The organism is Isoptericola sp. b408, from assembly GCF_030588085.1.
Lineage (GTDB): Bacteria > Actinomycetota > Actinomycetes > Actinomycetales > Cellulomonadaceae > Isoptericola > Isoptericola sediminis.
This window is the reverse complement of sequence record NZ_JAUQYQ010000001.1, coordinates 193,364-210,392: the sequence shown is the minus strand read 5'-3', so window position 1 is coordinate 210,392 and position 17,029 is coordinate 193,364. Positions and strand designations below refer to the sequence as shown.

The window sequence follows — 17,029 nt, the reverse complement described above, 5'->3', positions numbered from 1 at the left end:
GACTTCCTGCTACTAGGTACCTTACAGAAACCAGATCACGGAGTACAGGAGGATTCCCATGACCGTCACCTATGTGTCGCCCGAGGGCATGACGCAGCCCGTTCCCTACCACCACGTCGCCGTCGCGACGGGCACCCGCCAGGTCCACGTGGCCGGTCAGGTCAGCCGTGACGCCGACGGGCAGGCGCTCTCCGCCGACCTCCGCGGCCAGACCGCGGACGCGCTGCGCAACGTCGCGGTCGGGCTGGCCGGGGGCGGCGCGGGCTTCGCCGACGTCGTCCGCCTCACGTTCTACGTGACCGGATGGCGACCGGACCGCATCGAGGACTTCCTGGCCGCCGTCGGGGACGTCGCCGCGGAGCTCGGCCTGCCCCAGCCGCTGCCGCCGTCGTCGCTCATCGGGGTCGAGATCCTGTTCCAGCCCGACCACCGCGTCGAGGTCGCGGCCATCGCGCCCCCCGCCGGCGCCCCGCCGCACCCCCCACGCCCGCGGCCCGGCGGGACCCACGAGCGGGCCGGGACTCGTGCGTGCAGCGGGAGGTGTTTGGTCAGGACCGGACGAACTCCAGCAGCGCCTCGTTGACCTCGGACGCGTGCGTCCACAGCAGCCCGTGGGGCGCACCCTCGATCTCGACGTACTCCGCCTCGGGCAGGGCGTCGCGGAAACGGCGGCCGGTGGCGTCGATCGGCAGGATGTTGTCCTTCGTCCCGTGCAGGATCATCGTCGGCTTGGCCGCGGCCCGGACGGCCTCGACGTCGGGCCGGAAGTCCTCGATCCAGGCCGGGACGACGCTGTAGGCCGCGACGGGCGCGGAGCCGACGGCGGTGTTCCAGTTGGCCCGGACGACCTCCTCCGAGATCCGGCTGCCGAGGGTCTCGTCGAGGTTGTAGAAGTCCTGGTAGAACTGCGTGAACCAGGCGTAGCGGTCGGCTCGGGCCGTCGCGGCGATCCCGTCGAAGACCGACTGCGGCACACCCTCCGGGTTGTCGTCGCGCTGGACGAGGAACGGCTCCAGCGAGGCGAGGAACGCCAGCTTGGCGACCCGGTCGTGCCCGTGCTTCCTCACGTACCGGGCCAGCTCGCCCGTACCCATCGAGAAGCCCACGAGGATGACGTCGCGCAGGTCGAGGTTCTCGAGCAGGGCGTCGAGGTCCCCGGCGAACGTGTCGTAGTCGTACCCGGCCCCGACCTTGCTCGACCGGCCGAACCCGCGGCGGTCGTAGGTGATGACGCGGTACCCGGCGTCCACGAGCTCGCGGGCCTGCAGCTCCCAGCTGTTGCCGTCGAGCGGATAGCCGTGGATGAGGACGACGGGCTGGCCGGTGCCGTGGTCCTCGTAGTAGATCTCGACGTCGGTGCTGTTCTCGTGGCTGACGGTGATGTAGCCCATGGTGGCGTTCCCTCCGAATGGTGGAGAACGATCGTTCTCCGTTGGGGGCCGTAACCTGGAGAACGATGGTTTTGTTCCCGGGAGGTGGTCGGCGTGACGAAGCTCGACGACGCGGGCGCCCGGGAGGCGATCGTCACGGCCGCCGACCGGCTGTTCTACGTCCGTGGCATCCAGAACGTCGGCATGGACGCGGTCCGTGCCGAGGCGGGGATGTCGCTGAAGCGGATCTACGCCCTGTTCCCGTCCAAGGAGCATCTCGTCGTCGCGGTGCTGGCCCACCGGACGACGATCTGGTGGAGCGGTGTCGACCGGGCCGCCGAGGGGGCGGGCTCACCCCGGGAGCAGCTGCTGTCCGTGTTCGACTTCCTCGAGGCGTGGTTCCGCGAGGACGACTTCCGCGGCTGTGCGTTCATCAACTCCTTCGGCGAGCTCGGCGCGACGTCGCCCCGGGTGGTGGCCGCCGTGCGTGAGCAGAAGGAGTCGGTCCGGGCGTACGTCCGCGACCTGGTCCGCCGGGAAGGGCTCCCCGATGACGTCGCACTGCAGGTCGACCTCCTCGTCGAGGGCGCGCAGACCACGGCGGCGATCACCCGGGACGACGACGTCGCGCCGCAGGCCCGCCGTGCCGCTGCCGCGCTGCTCGACGCGGCGGCCGCGTCGGGCGGGAGCCGGGTGGGGACCACCGCTGACTCACGGTGACCGCGCCCTCGCGCGCGATCCCGTCAGGTGGTCTCCCGGGCCTGCTGTCGCGAGTAGTGGCGGCGCGCCTTCATGCGGTTGCCGCAGGTGGCCATGGAGCACCACCGTGCCGTGTTGCCCTTGGACCGGTCGATGAGGAACCGTCGGCAGTCGGGGTTCCCGCACGGGCGGAGCCTGCCGGGCTTGTCGGCGGCGAGCTCGGACCAGGTGATGATCGCGCGCGCCGCGGGCAGCGTCGCGGCGGGACCGGCGAGCCGCCAGCGCAGGCCGTCCGGGGTGAGCGGCGACGGCGCCTGTGCGACGTCGTGAAGGATCTGGTCCAGCTCGTCGCCGACCGTTCCGGTGCGCACGGCCTCCTGCAGGCCGTCCCGGGCTCGGGCCAGCTCGCGCACCTCGCTCGTCGTCCCCTGCCCGCCGAAGCGTCGCGCGAGGTCCGCCGCGTGGGCCGGGTCGGCCATCAGGTCCTCGGCGACGCCGTCCGTGACGGGTGTGGAGTTGAGCAGCGCGAGCAGCGCATCGACGGAATCGTCGTCCGCCATCATCTCTAACCTCCTCAATGGTCTTGAACGGTTAGGTCCAGCGTGGTCTACTGACCTAACCACCGAAACCATTTTAGACGGAAGGGCGTCGTCGTGAACACCTACCACCGCTTCGTGGACATCGAGGGGCTGCGAGTCTTCTACCGGGAGGCGGGCGACCCCGATGCTCCCACCGTCGTGCTGCTGCACGGCTACCCGACCAGCTCGTTCATGTTCCGCCACCTCATCCCCGAGCTGGCCGGCGACTTCCACGTGATCGCGCCCGACCACATCGGGTTCGGGCTCTCCGACGCGCCGTCGGTGGACGAGTTCGGGTACACCTTCGACGCCCTGGCCGCGCACACCGCGAAGCTCCTCGAAGCCCTCGGCGTCGACACCTACGCGATCTACGTCCAGGACTACGGGGCCCCGATCGGCTGGCGCCTCGCGCTGGAGGACCCCGAGCGGGTGTGGGCCGTCGTCAGCCAGAACGGCAACGCCTACGAGGAGGGCTTCGTCGAGGGGTTCTGGTCGGACGTGTGGGCCTACGCCGCCGAGCCGAACGCCGAGACCGAGGCCGCGTTGCGGCCGGCGCTCGGCGAGGAGGCCATCCGGTGGCAGTACACCCACGGCGTTCCCGACCCAGCCGTCGTGAGCCCGGACACCTGGCGGCACGACGCCGCGCTGGTCGCCCGGCCCGGCAACGACCGGGCCCAGCTCGCGCTCTTCCGCGACTACGTCACCAACGTCCGGCTCTACCCGGCCCTCCACGAGTACCTGCGAGACTCCCGCGTGCCGGTCCTCGCCGTCTGGGGCAAGAACGACGAGATCTTCGGACCCGCGGGCGCCGAAGCGTTCCGCCGCCACGCCCACGACCCCGAGATCCACCTGCTCGACGGCGGGCACTTCCTGCTCGAGAGCGCGCTCGACGAGGTGGCGCCCCTGATGCGCCGGTTCCTCGCCCGGCACTCCTGATGCGGTCGCGCCGGCCGCGTGGTCACGACCGGGCGGCGGGCAGTGCTTCCGTGCGTGCCTTGAGGGCATCGTTCATCTGCTCGAACCCGAGCCGTGTCGGGGCGAGGATCGACCGGAGCAACGGCACCAGGACGCCGCTGAAGGTCTCGCTCTGGGTCAGCAGCGTCCGGCCGGAGGAGAGCTCGTCGAGCTCGAAGCGGTGGTCGCCGTCGAAGATCCCGGGGAGCAGGAGGCGGCCCCGCCAGTGCAGCACCCGCCCCGGCTCCCGGTCGACGACCGTGGGCCGGAAGGTCATCGGGCGCCCGCCGGGAGGCTCGATCACGGCCTCGAGCCGGGACCCCACCTCGAGGTCCCCGGAGAGGCGCGTGATGAACGGGTTCCAGTCCGGGTAGCGAGCGGTGTCGGCGAGCACGCTCCAGACGTCGGCCGGTGCGCGGTCGATCTCGACGGCGTGACTGATGGTCGTGGACATGACGGGTCTCCCGGGTGGACTGGGACGGACGAGGTGGGGTCAGGCTGCGGCCGACTCGGTGAGGAGCCGGAGCCGGTCCGCGTCGACGTTCGCGCCGAAGGCGGGATGCCCCGGTTCGAGCCGCCGGCCGGTGGCGAGAGCGCCGGTGACGACCGGGTCGAAGCCGAGATCGTCGACGACGGCGGCCGCGGCGGTGACGTCGTCGACGTCGTCCCCCGCGACGGCGATCGCCTTGCGCTCGGCGTGACCGGCGGGCCGGGAGCCGTCCTCCAGGTCGTGGTACCCCATGTGGTTGAACGCCTTGACGACGCGGGCGTCGGGCAGCGAGGCCTGGACGAGCTCGCTGGTGGAGCTGGCGGGCCGGGCGAGGTCCTCACGGTGGCCGTCGGTCTCCCACCAGTAGTTCATGGCGTCGACGACGAGCTTGCCGGCCAGCGCGTCGGCGGGCAGCGTGCGGTGCTTGCCCAGCGGGAGGGCGAGGATGACGACGTCTGCCTTCGCCGCGGCCTCGGCCGTGGTGACGGGTTCGGCGCCGGGCGCGAGCACCTCGACGGTGAGGGCGATCTTCGCCGGGTCCCCGGAACCGGAGATCAGGACGCGGTAGCCGGCCCGGACCGCGAGACGGGCGAGGACGGTGCCGACCTTGCCGGCGCCGATGATGCCGAGGGTCTGGTTGCTGGTGCTCATGCGATCTCCTGGGGCTGGTCGGCGAGCAGGTCGCGGACCAGGGGGACGACCTTGGTCCCGTACAGCTCGACGTTGCGCAGGCGCGCGTCGGCGGGCTGCGCGCCGGTGGTGTAGATGAGGTCGAACCGCCCCACGCCGAGGCTGGTCACGGCTGCGGCGATCCTGCGGGCGACGGTCTCGGGCGAGCCGACGTAGAGGGACCCGCCCGCGATCTCGGCGTCGAACTCCTCCTTGCGCAGGGGAGGCCAGCCCCGCGTGGCGCCGATGCGGTCGCGCTGCAGGCGGTAGTGGGGCCAGTAGATCTCGCGGGCCTCCTCGTCGGTGTCGGCGATGAAGCCGGGCGAGTGCATGCCGACCGCGTGGGCGGTGGTGCCGAGCTGCGCGGCAGCGCGCCGGTACAGGTCGACGTACGGGCGGAAGCGCGCGGGGTCGCCGCCGATGATGGCGAGCATGAGAGGCAGGTCGTAGTGGGCCGCGCGGATCACGGACTGCGGGGAACCGCCGACGCCGACCCAGGTGCTCAGGTGGCCGGACTCGGTGGTGGGGAAGACCTCCGCGTCGGTGAGAGCTGCTCGGGTGGTGCCGGACCAGGTGACGGGCTGCTCCTTGAGCAGCTCGGCGAAGAGCTGGATCTTCTCCTCGAACAGCAGGTCGTAGTCGGCCAGGTCGTAGCCGAACAGCGGGAAGGACTCGGTGAACGAGCCGCGGCCGAGGATGACCTCGGCCCGCCCGCGGGACAGGGCGTCGACGGTGGCGAAGCGCTGGAAGACCCGGACCGGGTCGTCGGAGGACAGCACGGTCACCCCGGAGGCGAGCCGGATGTTCTGCGTGACGCCGGCGAGCCCGGCCAGGACGGTGTCCGGGGAGGAGATCGCGTACTCCGGGCGGTGGTGCTCACCCAGGGCGATGACGTCGACGCCGGTCTGGTCGGCCAGCACGGCCTCGTCGACGACCTGACGGATGGCCGCGGCGTGCGAGACCAGCTCGCCGTCGGTGCCCATCGGGCGGTCGCCGAACGAGTCGAGGCCGAACTCAACGGTGGTGCTCACGGTGTGACTCCCCAGGTGATCGAGGTGGAGGATGGCGGAAGTTGACACGTCAACACTTGACAGGTCAACAACTATTCCCGATGGTTGACATGTCCATCGAGGAGGGGAGGCCCGCCGTGGCAGAGGTAGCTCGGCACGCTCCGACGGCGCAGCAGCTGGCGACCTGGCGCGCGTTCATCGAGACGACCGAGCTGCTGCGCTCGCGGTTGGGCGCCCGGCTCCAGTCCGAGTCGGGGATGTCCCTGCAGGACTACTCGGTCCTGCTCGCGCTGCGTGAGGCCCCCGCGCGCAACCTGCGCTCCTCCGAGCTGGCGGACGCCGTCGGCTGGGAACGCAGCCGGCTGTCCCACCACGTCGGACGCATGGAACGTCGCGGCCTGGTGGAACGGAAGGGCCCCGCGGACGGGGGCTGGGGTTCCTGCGTCCATCTGACCGATGCGGGCGCCGACGTCTTCCGCCGCGCCTCGGTCGGCCACCTGCAGGCGGTCTCCGAGCTGTTCATCGACGCCCTCTCACCCGCCCAGCTCGACGCGGCCGGTGAGATCGCCCAGGCGCTGTCCGCCCGGCTGGCCGACACCGGCGGTCCGCGACGGTGACCCCGTCCGGTGGGTCCGAGCGTGCTGGGGAGACGCGTCGGTCGCCTAGGTGGAAGTGTTTCGGCCGGTCGGGAGCTCGGTCGGAGGGTCGTCCGTCCCGTGCCGTGGCCCGGCGCCCGCCGGGCGGGTGACCACGTACGCCCCGGTGAGGCCGATGGCGACACCGAGCACCGAGAACGAGGCCACCGGACCCCACGAGACGCCCTCCCGGACGAGGTCCGGCAGCCCGAGCGTGCCGGAGACGATCCAGGGGAACGCGGCGACGCGGCCCCAGTCGGGCAGGGAGAGCATGACGGCACCGAGGATCAGCGACCCGAGCCCCCCGTACATCGCGAACTCCGGGTAGCCGTACCAGAACACGAACGTGCTCGCGGCGCCGACGGCGGCACCCGTGGCCGCCACCCAGCCCCGGAGGCGCACCATCACGGGGACCAGCAGGACCAGCCCGAACGTCGTGCCGAGGTAGGCGAGGATCAGTCCCCAGGAGCCGTCCGTCTGGTTCCACGAGAGCCAGGCGTCGACGCCGATGCCCGCCGCGCCGATCAGCAGCAGCACACCCGTGGCCCGCACCAGCCAGCCCTTCGCCATGGCCGCCTCCTCGCCGCCGCTTCCACGATGCCACGGGCGGCACCGACACGCGCCGCACGCCGATCGCTCCTAGGCTCGCGGCATGACGACGGCGGAGCAGCGGCACGAAGGCACGACCGGCGAAACACCCGGATGGCTGGCGGACGCCGTCATCTACGAGATCTACCCGCAGTCGTTCGCCGACTCGAACGGCGACGGGATCGGGGACCTGCCGGGCGTCATCGACCACCTCGACCACCTGGAGTGGCTCGGGGTGGACGTGATCTGGTTCAACCCGTGCTTCGCCTCCCCGTTCCGGGACGCCGGCTACGACGTCGAGGACTACCTGACGATCGCGCCCCGGTACGGGACGAACGAGGACATGGTCGAGCTCGTCGAGCAGGCCCGCCGGCGCGGCATCCGGATCCTGCTCGACCTCGTCGCGGGACACACCTCGATCGACCACCCGTGGTTCGCCCGGTCCCTCGCCGACCCCTCCGACGACCGGTACATCTGGGCCGACCGCGACGGGTCGGGGCTCGTCCCGTCGCCCGGGCCGCGCGAGGGCTGGTACCTGAAGAACTTCTTCGACTCCCAGCCCGCGCTGAACTTCGGCTACGCCCGACCGCACCCCGACGAGCCGTGGCGGCAGGCGACCGACGCCCCGGGCCCGACGCGCAATCGCGAGGCCCTGCAGGAGATCATCGGGTTCTGGCTGGACCGCGGGGTGGCCGGGTTCCGTGTGGACCTGGCCTTCTCCCTCGTCAAGGACGACCCCGACCTCGAGGCGACCACCGCGTTGTGGCGGGAGATCGCCGGCTGGATGCGCGCGCGGTACCCGGACGCGGTGCTGCTGCCGGAGGCCGACGACGACAACACCGCCGACGCCGGGTTGCGGGGAGGCTTCGACGCGGACTTCGCGCTCGTCATCCAGCGCGAGCACAGCGCGCTGTTCAACAACGGCGCCACCGGCCACCTGACCTGGCAGGACCCGGCGGCGATGGAGCCCTGCTACTACGACCCCGAGGTCGACGAGGAGGCGGGCACCCGCGCGCTGGAGACGTTCCTGCGGGAGTGGGACGAGCGGGACCGCCGGGCCGGCGCGGACCGGCTCGTCGTCCTGCCGACGGCGGACCACGACTTCTCACGGCTCGCCGCCGGGCCGCGCACCGGTGACCAGCTGCGCCCTGCCTTCACGTTCCTGCTGACGTGGGGGTCGCTGCCGTCGATCTACTACGGCGACGAGATCGGGATGCGCAACCTGCCCGACGCGCCCGAGACGGAGGGAAGCCGCTGGAACCCGGGGTACGACCGTGCCGGGTGCCGGACCCCGATGCAGTGGGACGACGCCCTGCCGAACAGCGGTTTCTCTTCCGCGCCGGTCGAGCGGCTCTACCTCCCGCAGGACCCGGACCCGTCCCGCCCCACCGTGGCGGCCCAGCGTGCGGACCCGGGATCGCTGCTGCACCACGTGCGCGACCTCGTGGACCTGCGTCGGCGCACCCCGGCGCTGCGCACCGGTGGGGCGCGCACCGTCCTGCACGTCGGGTATCCGTTCGTCTACCTGCGCGGCGAGGAGCACCTCGTCGTCGTCAACCCGCGGCGCGAGCCGGCCCAGGCCACGATCCCGGCGCTCGCGGGCGCGACCGCCACGATGCTCCTGGGCGACGGCGTCCGGGTCGAGGACGGGGTCGTGGAGGTCGCCGGTGGTGGTCACGCGGTGCTCGCCGTGACTCGACCCTGACGCGCGCACGGCCGACCCGGAGGGCGACGAGCGCGGTGGGCGAGCCCGGGCGCCGGGTGATCTCGCGGCCGGTGGGCTGCGAGTCGACCGGGACGGGGAGAGCCTGAGGTGTCGGGGGATCGGGTTCGGGGATGCGGGGTGCGGGATGTCTGAGCAGCGCAGCGCGGCGCGGGGGGAGACGCACGGGGTCCTCCGGTTGTGGACACCTGCCCCCGAGGGCGACCGGGTGCGGTTCGCACCGGACCCGGACGACCGGTACGCCGTCGTCGACGATCTCGAGGCCGAGCACGTCATCCTCGTGCTGGACCGGTGGCCCCAGGTCGACGGCGTGGGGCACCTGGTCTTCACGGAGCACCCGCAGGTCCGCTCCTTCCGGGTGTCGACGTTCCAGCAGCATGTCGACGCCCGCCGTGCGCAGGCGGGGCAGCCGGCCCCGGGCCGGGCGCTGCGCGTGGGCGACGTGTTCTGGGTCCGGGCCGGTGACGACCCCCGGTGGAACGACCCCCGGCGTTGGCAGCTCCTGGACGTGACCGCCTCGGCGCGGCGTGCCGCGCACGCGGCGCAGGTCGTCGCGGTCAACCCGGCGATGCGGCTGCGGGAGGCGGACGTGGCCCACGAGTCCTCGGGACCACCGTCCCCGGAAGGGCCTCGCCGTCCTCCGGCCGGTGCGGCCGCCTCGACGGTGTGACATGTCCGTCCCGCAGCGCATCCCGGCGGACCACTTCACCGCGCGCGACCTCGTCGACGAGCTCGAGGAGCGACCGGACGCCCTGGCGCACTTCGTGCTCAACGTGGGTGACGGTGACGCCCAGGTGGTGCTGCTGCCGACCGACCCGGTGGCGGAGCACCGTCGCGCCGTCGTCGTCGACGCCGGACGGGACAAGCCGTTGTCGCTGATCGCGGCGCTCACGGCCGAGGGCCTGCTCCCCGGCGTGGACGACGTGGCCCTCGTGGTGGCCACCCACCCGCACCAGGACCACATCGGCGCGATGGCCGAGGTGCTGGCCGGTCTGGGCGACCGGGTCGCCGAGTTCTGGGACCCCGGGTACTTCCACCCGATCGGTGCGTTCCACCGGATGATGGCCGAGGTGGAGCGGCGCACCGGGCTGCTGTACAGCCACCCGGCGTCGGGGCTGAGCCGGTGGATCGGCCGGACCGGGATCACCGTGCTGTCCCCGTCGATCCACCTCAGGAACCGGTTCGACACCTACGGGGTCGAGATCAACGACTCCTCCCTGTCGATGCGCCTGCAGCATCCCGCCGCGCGCGTGGTCACCCGTGACGAGGCCGGCAACGTCGTGGACAAGAGCTCGTCCGAGGTCTCCCTCGTGCTCGGCGGGGACGCGCAGACGTTGTCGTGGTCCTACGTGCTGACGGACTTCCCGTTCCTCATGAAGTCGAACTCCGCCAGCTCGGCGGCGATCGCCGCGGCGACCGGGGACGTCGACCTGCTGCAGGCCGACGTCTTCAAGGTCTCGCACCACGCGTCCAAGCGCGGGGTCAATCTCGAGCTGATGGAACGGATCAGGCCGTGGGCCTCGGTGGTGTCGTGCGGACCGGACTCGCCCCGGTACCACTTCCCGCACGACCTGGCGCAGGAGATCCTGCGCGAGGCCCGCGACCCGAGGGCCGGGTCCGGGGGGAAGCGCTCGGAGGAGGACTGGGAGCTGAGGATCTACTACACGGCCGACCGGGACACCGACGGGCGTGCCCTGGGCACCGTGGTCACCGTGCTGGAGGAGGGTCGTCGACCCCAGGTGTGGCGGCTGGGTGACACCCCTGGCCGGTCGGTATCCGTTGCGGCACTGCGGAAGGCCCGTAGGCTCGACAACCGATGACACAGCACATCGGCGTGGCCATATCCGGCGGGGGGCACCGCGCGACGGCGTGGGGGCTGGGCGCGCTGCTCTATCTCGTCGACAGCGGCAAGAACGAGGAGGTCTCCGCGATCTCCTCGGTGTCCGGAGGGTCGATCGCCAACGCCGTCGTGGCGCAGGAGACCGACTACAGGACCGTCGACCCGCCCGGGTTCGACCGCACCATCCAGCGGCTGGTGCGCCACCTCGCCGACACCGGTCTCTTCTTCTGGGGTCCGCCCACCAACGCCTACCTGATCTCGGTGTTCGTCGGGGCCGGCGTCGCCGTGGCCACGATGCTGACCGGCATCGTCTTCGTGTTCCTCAACGGGCTGTCCTGGCGATCCGGGCTCACGCTGCTGGCGGGGGGCGTGCTGATGGGGCTCACGGCCCGCTGGTTCGAGCGCCGTTCGCACGTCCTCGACCGCGCGTTGGCCCGGACCCACTTCCAGCGGGACGGACGGTCGACGCGACTGGGGGACATCGACCGGTCCCTCGACCACGTCGTGTGCGCGACCGAGCTGCAGTCGGCCGAGCACCTCTACCTCACCCCGCGGTTCCTCTACTCCCACCGGCTGGGCACGGGGTCGACGAACGACATGAGGTTGTCCACCGCCGTCCAGGCCTCCCTGGGTATGCCCGGCGCCTTCACCCCGCGGCGGCTGAAGACCGCACCGTACGGGTTTCACGGCGGTACGCAGGAGGGCGGCGTCGCCGAGGACTTCCTGCTCACCGACGGCGGCGTGTACGACAACCTGGCCGACCAGTGGCCCGACGGTCTCGAGAAGAGGCTGGAGCGCGCCCCGGAGCTGCCGGTCGTGGGCCGCAGCATCGACGAGCTCGTCATCGTCAACGCCACCACCGCGCTGAGCTGGAGGCGGCTGCGGTACGCACGCCGGTTCCTGGTGGGCGAACTGTTCACCCTGCTGCGGTCCAGCAGCGTGATGTACCAGGTGCCGACCGAACGGCGCCAGCGTGGTCTGGTGCACACCTGGGTCGACTGCGAGCGCACCGGGCGAGGGCAGCGCGGCGCGATCGTCCAGATCCAGCAGTCCCCGTACCGGGTGGCCGACGCGTTCCTCCGGAAGGACCAGGAGGAGCGGGCCCGCCGTGCCCGTGCCGTGCTGGACCTGCTCGGCGACGACGACGAGTCCCGCGAGGCCTGGCGGGCCCGGGCGGACTCCAACGCGGACGTGCCCACCGTGCTGCGGCGACTCGGGAGGACCGCGACCGTCGACCTGCTCGAGCACTCCTACGTGCTCGCCATGTGTAACCTGCACGTCCTGCACGGCTACCCGCTGCTCGATCTGCCGGAGCGCGAGCGGTTCGAGCGTCTCCTGGACGACCCGGAGCCGTCGGCGGCCTAGGCTCGGCCGGCATGGAGCCCGAGGACGAGCGGTGGCGCAGCGCGGTCGAGCACGTTCGGGACCGTGCCGCGGGAGGTCCGCTGCCCACGGACGCCCGGGTGGTGCTCCACTTCCACCCGGACGCCCCGGCCGGGCACGGGTCGGTGCTGGAGACGGTCGCGCGCGAGGGCGTCTACCGGTCGCAGTTCGAGACGAGGACCAGCAACGGCGGGTTGACCGCTTTCCCCGGCGGGGACCGGTGGCGGTGGGAGAGCCGGATCTTCGGCGGCGTGTACGACGACGCAGCACCGGCCGCCCGCCCGCGGTACGGGGCGCTCCTGCTCGACGGCGACCCCTACGGCGCGGCCCCGCGGTTCGGCTCCAGCTATCTGCGGCTGCGGCCGGGTGTCCTCGAGCGGGCGACCCTCTGTTACCCGGACAGCGTCCACACGCCGCACGACTTCGGCACCCGGGACCGGTCCGGCCTGACGGTGCTGCTGCGCTCGGACCCGTGCCGCGACCCTCTCGACCGCTACGTCGAGGCGCACGTGCACGGCGAGGTTCGCGTCGACCGCGACCTGGAGGCGGTGGTCCTGGACCCCTCTTACCGCGGGACGGCGGTCGCCGCGGCGGCGGAGCGGCTCGGCTGCGCCGTCGAGTGGCACCCCGGCTATCGGGCCTTCCCGACCGCGTTCGACGAGCGCTACCGGGGGCCGGAACCGGTCCGGCTCGCCGAGTCCGTCGCCGCCGAGGGCGAGCTGACGCCCGCGCTGCTGGGCCCGTGGCGCGGAGCCGACGACGTCGACCCCCAGACGCTGAAGCAGGTGTGGCACCTGCTGGCCCGTTACGGACGCCGCAGCGGCGCCCTTCCCTAGCCGGGGCCGCTACGCGACGTCGATCGTGTGGGCGAAGTCGGGTGCGCACGTCGTGCAGAACATGCGGCGGCCGAGGTCGCGCTCGCCGGGTGCCCCGGGGGAGTAGTAGACCTCCTTGTGCGCGTGGGCGGCCCGGGTGTGCTTGATGCACGAGCCGGCGCCGCACTGCGAGCAGACGGTGACCGCCGGGGTGGTGGCCTGGTGCTCGGTGGCGCATTCGAAACAGTTCATGGGACATCTCCTGGTACGTGTCGAGGCTCCGTCGCGCTCGCTGCCGGCCGTCCGGGGCCCCGCGGGTCGTGTCCTCCCATTCTCCCAGCGTCCGGGTGACACGCACGAGGTGTGCACGGTGGGCGTGGAGGCCGGGGGTGCCGCATGATGGCGGGCGAGGAACACGCCGGCGGACCCGACGGAGGGTGAGCGCATGGGAACCGCGGACCAGGTCCAGCTCATCGCCTACGCCGACCGGCTCGGCGGCGACCTGCGGGGGCTGGCGCGCTTCCTGCGCCGCTACGAGGTCGCCGAGTCGTTCGGGGGCGTGCACGTCCTGCCGTTCTACACGCCCTTCGACGGCGCGGACGCCGGCTTCGACCCCGTCGACCACACGGCCGTCGACCCGCGCCTGGGGACATGGGACGACGTGCGTGACCTGTCCCGCACCCACGACGTGATGGTCGACCTCATCGTCAACCACGTCTCCGCCGACTCCGCGGCGTTCCGCGACGTCGTCGCCCACGGCGACGCCTCGCCGTGGGCACCGATGTTCCTCACGATGTCGTCGGTCTTCCCGGACGGCGCACGGGAGGAGGAGCTGGCCCGCATCTACCGGCCCCGGCCCGGGCTGCCGTTCACGGCGCTGCGGCTCGGGGACGCGCTGCGCTACGTGTGGACGACGTTCACGCCCCAGCAGATCGACATCGACCTGAGCTCCGAGCTCGGCCAGGACTACCTCACCTCGATCCTCGACACGGTCGCGGCGGCCGGGGTGCGCCAGGTGCGCCTCGACGCCGTCGGGTACGCGGTCAAGACGCCGGGCAGCACGTGCTTCATGACGCCCGAGACCTTCGCCTTCATCGCGGACTTCGCGGCACGGGCGCGGGAGCGGGGTGTGGACGTCCTGGTCGAGGTGCACTCCTACTACCGGCGTCAGATCGAGATCGCGCGGGAGGTGGACCTCGTCTACGACTTCGCGCTGCCTCCGCTCGTGCTGCACGCGCTGTACACCGGCGACGGCACGGCGCTGCTCGACTGGCTGCGTGAACGTCCCCGCAACGCCGTCACGGTGCTCGACACCCACGACGGGATCGGGGTCATCGACGTCGGCCCCGACCAGACCGTCGAACCGGGGGAGCCGGATCGCCCCGGCCTGCTGGACCCGGCCCAGATCGACGCCCTCGTGGAGGGGATCCACGAGCGGACCGGCGGTGCGTCGGCCGCGGCGACGGGTGCCGCGGCGTCGAACCTCGACCTGTACCAGGTGAACTCGACCTTCTACGACGCGCTCGGCCGCGACGACGCGCGCTATCTCGCCGCGCGAGCGCTCCAGCTCTTCACGCCCGGCATCCCGCAGGTCTACTACGTCGGCCTGCTGGCGGGAGAGAACGACGTCGAGCTCCTGCAGCGTACGGGCGTGGGGCGGGACATCAACCGCCACCACTACACGGCGGAGGAGATCGACGCCGCGCTCGAGACGCCGGTGGTGCGGCGGATGCTGGCCCTGTGCCGGTTCCGCAACACGTTCCCGGCGTTCGACGGCGACGTCGACGCGACGCTCCACGGCACGGTGCTGAGCATGGAGCGCCGCGGCGTCGAGGTGCCCGACGCCGTCGCGGTCCTCGAGGTCGACCTGGCCAGCGGCGCCGGGACCCTGACCTGGTCCTCCGGTGGGCGGGGCGAGGCGTCGGTCGACCTCGCCGCCTTCACCCCGGACGACCTCGGCGGCCCGGTGGGGCCTTGAGATCGTCCGGTCTCAGCCGCCCATCTCGGTGACGGCGTCCGTGTACTCCCAGTGCCACGGCTCGTACTTGTCGTAGATCGCCCAGTCGGGGTTGTCCCAGCCGTAGGCCGGCGCGTTCGCGCGGAGCCAGTCGTAGCGGCTGCCGGAGTACGTCTCCGGGCAGAGGTCCACGGCCAGACCCCACCCGTGGTTCGAGGTGCCGGGCGTGGCGGCCAGGTACCCCTTGGCCTCCTTGGTCGCGACCTGCGCGGAGTAGCTCCGGTAGCCGTCGGTGATGCACATGTTCTCGCCGAAGACCACGCGGTAGGCCAGGTTGAGCCGGGCGAGGGCGACACCCGCGTCGGCGCGGATCCGGGTGGTCCCGTCCCACAGGGTGCACATCTCGCTCTCGGGGACGTACCCGTTGGACCCGGTGCCGCTGGCGTAGCCGTCGCAGCCGGGCAGCGGCGGCGGCGGGGGCTCGGGCGCCGCCTCGACGGACAGGGCGACCTTCTCCGCGGACATCGTGGCGTCCGCCGGCACGACGGTGCCGCCGACCGAGCCACCGGCCGCGCGGGACGTCGTCGGCGCGGCCCGGTCGGCGTTCCGGGAGGCGGCCTGGCCACGGTCGGCGAGCAGGGCCGCCTGCTTCGCGGCGCTCGTCACGGCCGCGAGGTCGGCGGCGGCGTCACCCGGGGCGCGGACGCCGGAGGGCGCGGCCTCCGGGCTCGTGGCGCGCGGCAGCTCGGTCGTGTTGGAGGCCACGGCCATGCCGGTCGTGGTCGCCATCGTGACGGCGAGGCCCAGGCCGATGCTCAGCGGCCAGCTCGTGGGCGCGAGCGAGGACCAGGTCGGGCCGGTGCGGCGGCGTCGAGCCGCGTGGCTCGCGGTGTGTCGTCCCTTGGCACGTGCCCTCGTGGGTGCGGGTCGTGCGGTCGCGTCGGGGAGCGCGGGCAGGTCGCGCGTGTGCCTCATCGGGCGGTGCGGGGTCGCATCGAACATTCTCCTGGCGCCTGCGGGGTTAGCTGTCGGGTTCGGGTCGGAGACTGACCCGGCCGGCAGGGCGTCCCTGCACGGCTTCACCCCGAGGGCACCGTGGTGCCCGAGAGTGGGTCCCCCGTCCCTGTCGTTCGTGTCGTCCGGCTCCGGGGCGGTGACAGGGCTCGGCGCCCGCCTCGGACATCTCACCTGGGGTGTGAGCTGCCTGGACACTATCCCTCCCGCCGCGAGTTGTCACGGGTAGATCACGGGTGCGCTACGTTGACCAACCTCTGACCCGATTCGCAGGAAGAAGGTGGACGATGGCGGAACGGACGTCACGTCGTTCGACGATCGCCGTGCTGGGCCCGGGGGGCGTCGGCGGGCTGGTGGGAGCGCTGGCCGCCCGGGCGGGCCATCGCGTGATCGTCCTGGCCGGCCCCGAGACGGCGTCGACCCTCCGTTCCGACGGCCTCCGCGTCACCAGCGGCTTCTTCGGGGACTTCTCGGCCGAGGTCGAGGCGGACACCGAGCTGCGCGAGCCGGTCGACCTGTGCCTGGTCGCCGTCAAGCACCCGTCGCTGCCGGAGGCCCTGGACCGGGTCCCCGCCGAGCACGTCGCCGCCGGGCTCGTCGTGCCGCTGCTCAACGGGGTCGAGCACGTCGCCGCCCTGCGCGAGCGGTTCGCGCCGGCGTCCGTCGCCGCCGGTGTCATCCGCGTCGAGTCCACCCGGACCGCTCCCGGGCGGATCGTGCACGGCAGCCCCTTCGTCGAGGTGGACCTGGCCAGCAGCACCGCGCCCCCCGACCGGCTCGAGGCCGCGGCGACGATCCTGCGGGACGCGGGGGTCACCACGCTGGTCCGCGACGACGAGGGGGCGATGCTGTGGGGCAAGCTCGGGCTCCTCGCGCCCTTCGCCCTGCTGACGACCTACCACGGGGAGCCGATCGGGACGCTCCGGACCGAGCGTCGCGACACCCTCGCGGCGCTCGTCGCGGAGGTCGCCGCGATCGGCCGGGCCGGCGGCGGTCCCGACACCAGCCAGACGGCCCTGCGCTTCTACGACACGTTCCCGCCCGAGGCGCGCTCGTCCATGCAGCGTGACGCCGAGGCCGGGCGGCCCCTGGAGCTCGACGCCATCGGCGGGGCCGTGCTGCGGGCCGCCGACCGGCACGAGGTCCCCGCACCCCTCACCCGGCGGCTGGTGACCGAGCTCGGCCGGTCCTCGACCTCGTCACCGGGCGCCTCGACGGGAGCCGGCGCCACTGGGTAGCGAGCAGGTGCCCCGGGGGGACATCCTGGAGCCGGCCCCTCGAGGACGAGGTCGACGACGACGGAG

The 17,029-nt window shown here is 72.5% G+C and carries 18 protein-coding genes, 1 pseudogene and 1 riboswitch; of the genes and pseudogenes, 11 read left to right on the top strand and 8 right to left on the bottom strand.

Going from position 1 to position 17,029, the window contains the following annotated elements:
* Window positions 1-58 precede the first annotated feature (58 nt).
* The gene (locus Q6347_RS00985; protein WP_304606402.1) at window positions 59-583 is read left to right on the top strand and encodes a RidA family protein; all 525 of its coding nucleotides are present in this window, start codon (window positions 59-61) and stop codon (window positions 581-583) included.
* Here Q6347_RS00985 and Q6347_RS00980 read toward each other — a convergent pair.
* Window positions 549-1,391, bottom strand: a complete 843-nt coding sequence (locus tag Q6347_RS00980) for an alpha/beta fold hydrolase (protein ID WP_304606401.1) — start codon at window positions 1,389-1,391, stop codon at window positions 549-551. The two genes, Q6347_RS00985 and Q6347_RS00980, sit on opposite strands and share 35 nt — an antisense overlap.
* 93 nt (window positions 1,392-1,484) lie before the next feature.
* Here Q6347_RS00980 and Q6347_RS00975 point away from each other — a divergent pair, with 93 nt between their 5' ends.
* A complete protein-coding gene (locus Q6347_RS00975; RefSeq protein WP_304603034.1) occupies window positions 1,485-2,090 on the top strand; it encodes a TetR/AcrR family transcriptional regulator in 606 nt (201 codons plus the stop codon).
* Window positions 2,091-2,113: 23 nt separating this feature from the next.
* Here the strand turns inward: Q6347_RS00975 and Q6347_RS00970 are convergent, their stop codons facing one another.
* On the bottom strand, window positions 2,114-2,629 hold the full coding sequence (locus Q6347_RS00970) for a CGNR zinc finger domain-containing protein (RefSeq protein WP_304606400.1): 516 nt from the start codon (window positions 2,627-2,629) through the stop codon (window positions 2,114-2,116).
* 93 nt (window positions 2,630-2,722) lie between these two features.
* On the opposite strand from Q6347_RS00970, the gene Q6347_RS00965 reads away from it, so the two are divergent.
* Window positions 2,723-3,583, top strand: a complete 861-nt coding sequence (locus Q6347_RS00965) for an alpha/beta fold hydrolase (protein WP_304606399.1) — start codon at window positions 2,723-2,725, stop codon at window positions 3,581-3,583.
* A 22-nt stretch (window positions 3,584-3,605) separates the two neighbouring features.
* On the opposite strand, the gene Q6347_RS00960 is transcribed toward Q6347_RS00965, so the two are convergent.
* From Q6347_RS00960 to Q6347_RS00950, 3 genes and pseudogenes are all read right to left on the bottom strand, one after another.
* Window positions 3,606-4,055 (bottom strand): SRPBCC domain-containing protein, encoded by a 450-nt coding sequence (locus Q6347_RS00960; RefSeq protein ID WP_304606398.1) that lies wholly within the window; start codon window positions 4,053-4,055, stop codon window positions 3,606-3,608.
* 39 nt (window positions 4,056-4,094) lie between these two features.
* A pseudogene (locus Q6347_RS00955) lies at window positions 4,095-4,772 on the bottom strand (NADPH-dependent F420 reductase); the annotation flags it as partial.
* Complete coding sequence (locus Q6347_RS00950; RefSeq protein ID WP_304603039.1) at window positions 4,739-5,791, bottom strand: LLM class flavin-dependent oxidoreductase; 1,053 nt, start codon at window positions 5,789-5,791, stop codon at window positions 4,739-4,741. The pseudogene Q6347_RS00955 and the gene Q6347_RS00950, both read right to left, overlap by 34 nt.
* 80 nt (window positions 5,792-5,871) lie before the next feature.
* Between Q6347_RS00950 and Q6347_RS00945 the strand changes: the two genes are divergently transcribed.
* The gene (locus Q6347_RS00945) at window positions 5,872-6,387 is read left to right on the top strand and encodes a MarR family winged helix-turn-helix transcriptional regulator (protein ID WP_304606397.1); all 516 of its coding nucleotides are present in this window, start codon (window positions 5,872-5,874) and stop codon (window positions 6,385-6,387) included.
* Window positions 6,388-6,432: 45 nt separating this feature from the next.
* Here the strand turns inward: Q6347_RS00945 and Q6347_RS00940 are convergent, their stop codons facing one another.
* Window positions 6,433-6,975, bottom strand: a complete 543-nt coding sequence (locus Q6347_RS00940) for a hypothetical protein (protein ID WP_304603041.1) — start codon at window positions 6,973-6,975, stop codon at window positions 6,433-6,435.
* Between the two features lie 82 nt (window positions 6,976-7,057).
* Here Q6347_RS00940 and Q6347_RS00935 point away from each other — a divergent pair, with 82 nt between their 5' ends.
* From Q6347_RS00935 to Q6347_RS00915, 5 genes are all read left to right on the top strand, one after another.
* A complete protein-coding gene (locus Q6347_RS00935; RefSeq protein ID WP_304606396.1) occupies window positions 7,058-8,698 on the top strand; it encodes an alpha-amylase family glycosyl hydrolase in 1,641 nt (546 codons plus the stop codon).
* A gap of 145 nt (window positions 8,699-8,843) precedes the next feature.
* Window positions 8,844-9,386 (top strand): hypothetical protein, encoded by a 543-nt coding sequence (locus tag Q6347_RS00930; protein WP_304603043.1) that lies wholly within the window; start codon window positions 8,844-8,846, stop codon window positions 9,384-9,386.
* Window position 9,387: 1 nt separating this feature from the next.
* Complete coding sequence (locus Q6347_RS00925; protein WP_304606395.1) at window positions 9,388-10,536, top strand: ComEC/Rec2 family competence protein; 1,149 nt, start codon at window positions 9,388-9,390, stop codon at window positions 10,534-10,536.
* Window positions 10,533-11,921: a patatin-like phospholipase family protein gene (locus Q6347_RS00920; protein ID WP_304603045.1), complete on the top strand. Its 1,389-nt coding sequence runs from the start codon at window positions 10,533-10,535 to the stop codon at window positions 11,919-11,921. The genes Q6347_RS00925 and Q6347_RS00920 overlap by 4 nt, the downstream gene beginning before the upstream one ends.
* An 11-nt stretch (window positions 11,922-11,932) precedes the next feature.
* The gene (locus tag Q6347_RS00915) at window positions 11,933-12,775 is read left to right on the top strand and encodes a DUF3626 domain-containing protein (protein ID WP_304606394.1); all 843 of its coding nucleotides are present in this window, start codon (window positions 11,933-11,935) and stop codon (window positions 12,773-12,775) included.
* Window positions 12,776-12,784: 9 nt separating this feature from the next.
* Here Q6347_RS00915 and Q6347_RS00910 read toward each other — a convergent pair whose 3' ends face one another.
* Window positions 12,785-13,006 carry a DUF2180 family protein gene (locus Q6347_RS00910; RefSeq protein ID WP_304603047.1) on the bottom strand — a complete coding sequence of 74 codons (222 nt, stop codon included), beginning with the start codon at window positions 13,004-13,006 and terminating at the stop codon, window positions 12,785-12,787.
* A 193-nt stretch (window positions 13,007-13,199) separates the two neighbouring features.
* Here Q6347_RS00910 and gtfA point away from each other — a divergent pair, with 193 nt between their 5' ends.
* On the top strand, window positions 13,200-14,732 hold the full coding sequence (gtfA, locus tag Q6347_RS00905) for a sucrose phosphorylase (protein ID WP_304606393.1): 1,533 nt from the start codon (window positions 13,200-13,202) through the stop codon (window positions 14,730-14,732).
* 12 nt (window positions 14,733-14,744) lie between these two features.
* Here gtfA and Q6347_RS00900 read toward each other — a convergent pair whose 3' ends face one another.
* Entirely contained in the window at window positions 14,745-15,686 is a 942-nt protein-coding gene (locus Q6347_RS00900; RefSeq protein WP_304606392.1) for a D-alanyl-D-alanine carboxypeptidase family protein, read from the bottom strand.
* Between the two features lie 19 nt (window positions 15,687-15,705).
* A riboswitch (cyclic di-AMP (ydaO/yuaA leader) is annotated at window positions 15,706-15,872 on the bottom strand.
* 140 nt (window positions 15,873-16,012) lie between these two features.
* Here Q6347_RS00900 and Q6347_RS00895 point away from each other — a divergent pair.
* Window positions 16,013-16,963, top strand: coding sequence for a ketopantoate reductase family protein (locus tag Q6347_RS00895; protein ID WP_304606391.1), 951 nt, complete (start codon window positions 16,013-16,015; stop codon window positions 16,961-16,963).
* Window positions 16,964-17,029: the final 66 nt, after the last annotated feature.

What these genes read in the sequence shown, in the direction of transcription:
- Q6347_RS00900 (WP_304606392.1), bottom strand. Translation starts at nt 15,686, where the DNA reads ATGAGGCACACGCGCGACCTGCCCGCGCTCCCCGACGCGACCGCACGA.
- gtfA (WP_304606393.1), top strand. Translation starts at nt 13,200, where the DNA reads ATGGGAACCGCGGACCAGGTCCAGCTCATCGCCTACGCCGACCGGCTC.
- Q6347_RS00925 (WP_304606395.1), top strand. Translation starts at nt 9,388, where the DNA reads ATGTCCGTCCCGCAGCGCATCCCGGCGGACCACTTCACCGCGCGCGAC.
- Q6347_RS00970 (WP_304606400.1), bottom strand. Translation starts at nt 2,629, where the DNA reads ATGGCGGACGACGATTCCGTCGATGCGCTGCTCGCGCTGCTCAACTCC.
- Q6347_RS00930 (WP_304603043.1), top strand. Translation starts at nt 8,844, where the DNA reads ATGTCTGAGCAGCGCAGCGCGGCGCGGGGGGAGACGCACGGGGTCCTC.
- Q6347_RS00920 (WP_304603045.1), top strand. Translation starts at nt 10,533, where the DNA reads ATGACACAGCACATCGGCGTGGCCATATCCGGCGGGGGGCACCGCGCG.
- Q6347_RS00895 (WP_304606391.1), top strand. Translation starts at nt 16,013, where the DNA reads ATGGCGGAACGGACGTCACGTCGTTCGACGATCGCCGTGCTGGGCCCG.
- Q6347_RS00980 (WP_304606401.1), bottom strand. Translation starts at nt 1,391, where the DNA reads ATGGGCTACATCACCGTCAGCCACGAGAACAGCACCGACGTCGAGATC.
- Q6347_RS00945 (WP_304606397.1), top strand. Translation starts at nt 5,872, where the DNA reads ATGGTTGACATGTCCATCGAGGAGGGGAGGCCCGCCGTGGCAGAGGTA.
- Q6347_RS00910 (WP_304603047.1), bottom strand. Translation starts at nt 13,006, where the DNA reads ATGAACTGTTTCGAATGCGCCACCGAGCACCAGGCCACCACCCCGGCG.
- Q6347_RS00915 (WP_304606394.1), top strand. Translation starts at nt 11,933, where the DNA reads ATGGAGCCCGAGGACGAGCGGTGGCGCAGCGCGGTCGAGCACGTTCGG.
- Q6347_RS00985 (WP_304606402.1), top strand. Translation starts at nt 59, where the DNA reads ATGACCGTCACCTATGTGTCGCCCGAGGGCATGACGCAGCCCGTTCCC.
- Q6347_RS00940 (WP_304603041.1), bottom strand. Translation starts at nt 6,975, where the DNA reads ATGGCGAAGGGCTGGCTGGTGCGGGCCACGGGTGTGCTGCTGCTGATC.
- Q6347_RS00935 (WP_304606396.1), top strand. Translation starts at nt 7,058, where the DNA reads ATGACGACGGCGGAGCAGCGGCACGAAGGCACGACCGGCGAAACACCC.
- Q6347_RS00960 (WP_304606398.1), bottom strand. Translation starts at nt 4,055, where the DNA reads ATGTCCACGACCATCAGTCACGCCGTCGAGATCGACCGCGCACCGGCC.